Source organism: Microbacterium sp. (assembly GCF_036277215.1).
In the GTDB taxonomy this organism is placed as follows: domain Bacteria; phylum Actinomycetota; class Actinomycetes; order Actinomycetales; family Microbacteriaceae; genus Microbacterium.
Genome location: NZ_DASUNI010000167.1, coordinates 1 through 5,075, shown reverse-complemented (window position 1 = coordinate 5,075; position 5,075 = coordinate 1). Strand labels below are relative to the sequence as shown.

General features: G+C 66.5%; 4 protein-coding genes and 1 pseudogene. 4 read left to right on the top strand and 1 reads right to left on the bottom strand.

The genetic code is table 11. The annotated features are described in order from the left end of the window. The 4 genes and pseudogenes from arsM to VFX99_RS08705 form a co-directional block, all read left to right on the top strand. Window positions 1-623 (top strand): arsenite methyltransferase (gene arsM / locus VFX99_RS08720; protein WP_329665906.1); only part of this gene is annotated, 623 nt, incomplete at its 5' end. Beyond that, window positions 620-853: pseudogene (locus tag VFX99_RS08715) on the top strand (aquaporin); the annotation flags it as partial. The gene arsM and the pseudogene VFX99_RS08715, both read left to right, overlap by 4 nt. A 159-nt stretch (window positions 854-1,012) precedes the next feature. Further along, entirely contained in the window at window positions 1,013-1,648 is a 636-nt protein-coding gene (locus VFX99_RS08710; RefSeq protein WP_329665904.1) for a LysE family translocator, read from the top strand. A gap of 101 nt (window positions 1,649-1,749) precedes the next feature. Beyond that, a complete protein-coding gene (locus tag VFX99_RS08705; protein WP_329665903.1) occupies window positions 1,750-2,778 on the top strand; it encodes a methyltransferase in 1,029 nt (342 codons plus the stop codon). Between the two features lie 5 nt (window positions 2,779-2,783). On the opposite strand, the gene VFX99_RS08700 is transcribed toward VFX99_RS08705, so the two are convergent. After that, window positions 2,784-5,075, bottom strand: a 2,292-nt coding sequence (locus VFX99_RS08700; protein ID WP_329665902.1) for an ATP-binding protein, incomplete at its 5' end; no start/stop codon positions are given.

The window sequence follows — 5,075 nt, the reverse complement described above, 5'->3', positions numbered from 1 at the left end:
ACGCATCCGATGAGCAAGGTGAGCTTCCGAAGGATGCGCTGCTGGCCTCGCTCGGGTGCGGGAACCCGGTGGCGGTCGCCGACCTGCGCCCCGGGGAGACCGTGCTCGACCTCGGCTCCGGCGGTGGGATCGACGTGCTGTTGTCCGCCCGCCGGGTCGGCCCCCACGGATTCGCGTACGGGGTCGACATGACCGACGAGATGCTCGACCTGGCTCGCACGAACGCTGCCGAGGCCGGCGCCACCAATGTCGAATTCTTGAAGGGCACGATCGAGAATCTGCCGCTGCCGGACGCCTCGGTCGACGTGGTGATTTCGAACTGTGTGATCAACCTTTCCGGCGACAAGGCCAAGGTGTTGGCCGAGACGTTCCGGGTTCTCAAGCCCGGCGGCCGCATCGGGGTGTCTGACGTGGTCGCCGAGGACCAGCTCACCAGCGCCGATCGAGCCGAGCGGGGCTCGTTCGAGGGGAGCATGGCCGGCGCGTGGGCGAAGCAGGAGTACCTGGACGGGCTCGGCGAGGCCGGCTTCGGCGACACGTCCGTGCTGTTCACCCACGAAGCCGCACCGCAGATGCACGCGGCCATCGTGCGTGCCACCAAACCCGCGTCGGCACCTGCGTGAATTCGCCTCTCGTTCGCCGGGCCACGGCGGAGGCAGTAGGCACCGGCTTCCTGGTGGTCGCCGTGATCGGCTCGGGGATCGCCGCGCAACGACTCTCCCCAAATGATGTCGGGTTGCAGCTGCTGGAGAGCAGCCTCGCTACCGGTGCGGCCCTGACGGTCCTCATCCTCGCGCGGCAGCCGGTGTCGGCGGCGTTCAACCCGGTGATCACCGCCCTCGAGCGGGTTCTCGAGGACCCGGCGGGCCAAGACCTCGACACCGTCCGACGTGTCCGCGACCAGATCCGCGGCCGCATCGAGCACCTGCTCGGCGTACTGCTGGCCGCGAACTGACGGACTGACCGCCACGCACCTCACTGCGCCCCGGACTGGATCTGCTACACCTGGACGGTGTCCGGACAGTTCTTGGCCTTCCTGGGCATCGCCGCCGTGGTCATCTGCGTCCCCGGACCGGATACCGCTCTCACGGTCCGCAACACACTTGCCGGTGATCGACGAGGCGGCATCGCGACCGCGGCCGGCGTCGCCACCGGACAGTTGGCCTGGACCGTCGCCGCCAGCCTCGGTATCGCTGGCCTGCTCCTCGCCTCGGCGCCCGCGTTCCAGGCCCTTCGGTGGTTCGGCGCCGCATACTTGATCTTCCTTGGGCTTCGGTCGTTGTGGTCGGCCGTCCGTCGTTCTCCCCCATCCGGCTCAGCCGCCCACGAGCGCCAGCCGGTCCTGGGCGAGCATGCTCCGAGACGGGCGTTTCGCCAGGGTCTCCTCAGCAATCTGGCCAATCCCAAGATGGCCGCGTTCTTTCTCAGCCTGCTGCCACAGTTCGTTCCCGCGGGTGCCCGCAGCCTGGCCGGGTCGTTGCTGCTGGGCAGCATGTTCGCCGTGTTGACCTTCGTCTGGCTTTCCGGCTACGCCTTCGTGCTCAGTCGGGTCCGTGAACTGCTTCTCCGCGGCCCGATCAAGCGGGCCCTCGACGCGGTCGCCGGAGCGGTGCTCGTCGCCTTCGGCGCCCGCCTGGCGACCGATTAGCCTCAACAGATTGTCGTTGCGCGTTACGTTCTGATCCCGCCATTGTTGAGCCAGATGGCGGAGGATTCCGCTCTGCAGGGGGTCGAGGTCGGAGGTTGAGCGTGACCGCAGACGACAGCGCAGGCGTTTCCGCCTCGTATCTGCGGCGGCTCTTGACCAACGAGTTCGAGAAAGCATTCGCAGTGCTCGCCGCGGCCAAATTGGGCGTTGTCGACGTCCTGGCGGACGGTCCCGTGGAGATCAGCGAGCTGGCTCAACGTACCGACACGCATGCACCGTCGCTACAGCGGCTGATGCGTGCCTTGGCCGGCTTCGACCTTGTCCAGCAGGACGCCGACGGCCGCTACTCGATCACCGCCTTGGCCGAAGAACTGCCGGGGCAGGCGCCGAACAGCTTGAGACGGCAAGCATCGTGGACCGCCACCCAGGAGTATCTGCGCTCCTGGTCGGGATTGGCCGACAGCGTCCGGACCGGCCAACCGGCGTTCGAACGAATCTATGGACAGCCGTTCTTCGGCTACCTGGACGCCCACCCTCGACTCGCCGAGATCTTCAATGACGTCATGACCTCGTCCAACGACCAGGATGAGGTCGACGCCATCGTCTCTGGCCACGATTTCGGTAGGTATCGCAAGGTCGTCGATGTGGGCGGCGGCCGAGGTGCCATCCTCGCGTCGATCTTGCACCGCCATCCGGACGTGTTTGGCGTACTTCATGACAGTCCCCAAGTCATCGACAACACTGAGCCCGTCTTTGACGAGCTGGTTGCCGCTAATCGCGCCACCAAAATGCCTAGCGACTTCTTCAAGTCAGTGCCTTCCGGCGGCGACGCCTACGTACTGAAATACATCCTGCACGACTGGGACGACGCCGCGGCCGTCAAGATCTTGACGAACTGTCGACAGGCAATGGCCGCCGGGGCGTCGGTCCTGCTCGTCGAACTGATCCGCCCGCCCGGCAAGCAGACCGAAGCCGTCAGTCAGCTTGATCTGACCATGCTGGTATTCCTTCATGGTCGCGAGCGATCGGAAGCGGAGTATGCCGAACTCCTCGACAGGGCAGACCTGCAGCTCGTGCGCACGACGCAAACAGCGTTCCGGTACAGCATCCTCGAAGCCATCGCGCGCTGAACCCGTCAGCTGGGCGCGGCCATCTCCCTCAGCTCGTCGACCGTGAGCCCACGCCCGCGATCGGTCGCCGCCGCGTAGTCACTGTCGCCGAGCTCAGTCCGGAGCCGAGTCGCGGTCTGGTTGTGGCTTTCTCGGTCGGTCGCCCAGACGCTCGCTCCGATCGAGCGGCGGACGTCCTCAGCCGCACCGAGCATGGCCGCGCCGTAGTCCGGCTCTCCCGCGGCGTCGGCGACGGCGGCGAGCGCGTCGAGGGCCCGGGCCAGACTTTCCCGATTGTCCAGTTCGACCGCGTGCTCCACCGACTCGCTCAGCCGCCCGCGCGCGGACTCGAGATCACCGAGTCTGAGGTGAATCCAGCCCAGGTTGATGAGGGCGTTACTCAGGAAGACGTCAGCTCGTACGGCGCTTGCGAGCCTGACGCTTTCCTCGAGCGGCGGGATGGCCTCGGCGTACCGGTGGTGAAGCAGCAGGGCACCTCCCAGATTGAGCGAAGCGAACGCAACACCCCACGGATCGTCGAGTTCGCGGAATGTGTCCGCGGCGCGGGTGAGGAGTTCCTCGCCTTCGTCCGGCTGCTGAACGGCTCGGATCAACCCCAGCGGCACCGAGGCCGTGGCGACGCCCCGGGCATCGCCGATCTCGGTGTAGAGGTCGATGGCTGTTTCCAACGCGGGCTCGGATCGGTCGTAGTCACCTTGCCCGAAGGCAAGCATCCCCAGACCGAGGGATCCGTGCGCACGCTCGACAGCGCTGAGCGCATCCTGCTTCCGTAGCGTCTCCTGCGCCACCTCTACACCCTCGCTGAGTTGGCCGGCCATCCACAGAAGCGGCCAGATGGCAGCCATCATGCGGGCAGCGCGCCCAGCCTCTCCGACGTCGAGAGACCAGCGGACCGCGCTGCGAATATTCGCTCGGTCGCCACGAAATCGCTCGATCACCGGTCCCGGGTCACGCCTCAACACCGGCTCGGCGTCCGTCACCACATCCTGAAAATAGGCGGCGTGCGCCCGCCGGAGCCGCTGCGACTCCCCCATCAGCTCGAGCTGTTCCAGCGCGAAATCTCGGACCAGTTGGAGCATCGTGAAACGCGGCTGCCCCAGCAGCGGGTCCTCCGTACGCAGGAGGCTCTTGTCCACGAGGGAAGCGATGCCATCCAGAACCGGAGGGACCCCTTCGTCCGTGCACACCGACTCCGCGGCGTCCAGCGAAAATCCGGCGGCAAACACACCCAGGCGGGCGAACAACCGCCGTTCCGCCTCGCTCAGTAGGTCGTGACTCCAGGCAATGGTGGACCGCAAAGTCTGCTGCCGCGCTGGGGCGTCCCGCTGACCGCTGGTCAAGAAACCGAGGCGGTGATCCAACCGGCGCAGCAGTTCGTCCAGTCCCACGAATGCGACGCGTGCTGCGGCGAGTTCGATCGCGAGTGGGATTCCGTCGATCCGCCGACAGATCTCGGCGACGGTGCGCAACCGATCATGATCAAGGTGGAGGCTCCCTCCGGCGGCGTCCGCGCGGTCGACGAACAGCTCGATCGCCTCGGAGTGCTGCAGCACGTCGATGTCGTCGAGGTCGCGCGGGACGCCCAAGGGAGGCACTTCGACGACGCGCTCACCGGAGAGCCGTAGCCGTTCCCGGCTGGTGATCATCAGCACCAGCCGATCCGCGCTGGTGATCAGCTGTCCGATCACTCCAGCGGCAGCCACGACGTGTTCGAAGTTGTCGACGATGAGCAGCATCCTGCGGGCCCGGAGGTAGTTGATGACCATGTCCAGCAACGGCTGACCCGGTGACTCGGGAACGCCGAGGGACGAAGCGATCGCTGACACGACCAGATCCGCCGAAGCCAGCTCGCCGAGCGACACCAGTGCTACACCGTCGAACTCCTGGGCCAAGGTTGCGCCGACCTCGAGGGCCAGGCGTGTCTTGCCGATCCCGCCTGATCCGACGAGGGTGACCAGGCGCGCGTCTCCGCCGGTCAACAGCTCCCGCAGGTTCGCTTTCTCGCGTTGCCGTCCGATGAATCGGGATGCCGGAGCCGGCAGCGGGCGGCTTGGTCGGGAAGGATCAGGCCCCGCGTCCGAGAGGTCGAACCGCTCGCTCAGCAGCACGGCGAGATCGTCAGCGATCAGCGTGGAGAGTTGCGCGGCAGTTCCGTAGCCGCGATAGGACAGCCCATCGGATTGGATCCGCTCGAGCATGGCGCTGAGCCGTGGATCCCGGTCGGGGGCCGGGGACTGAACGTAGACGAGCTTCGGCTTGCCGGTTGCGTTGAGGTACTCGTCCTCCAGACCGGAAAT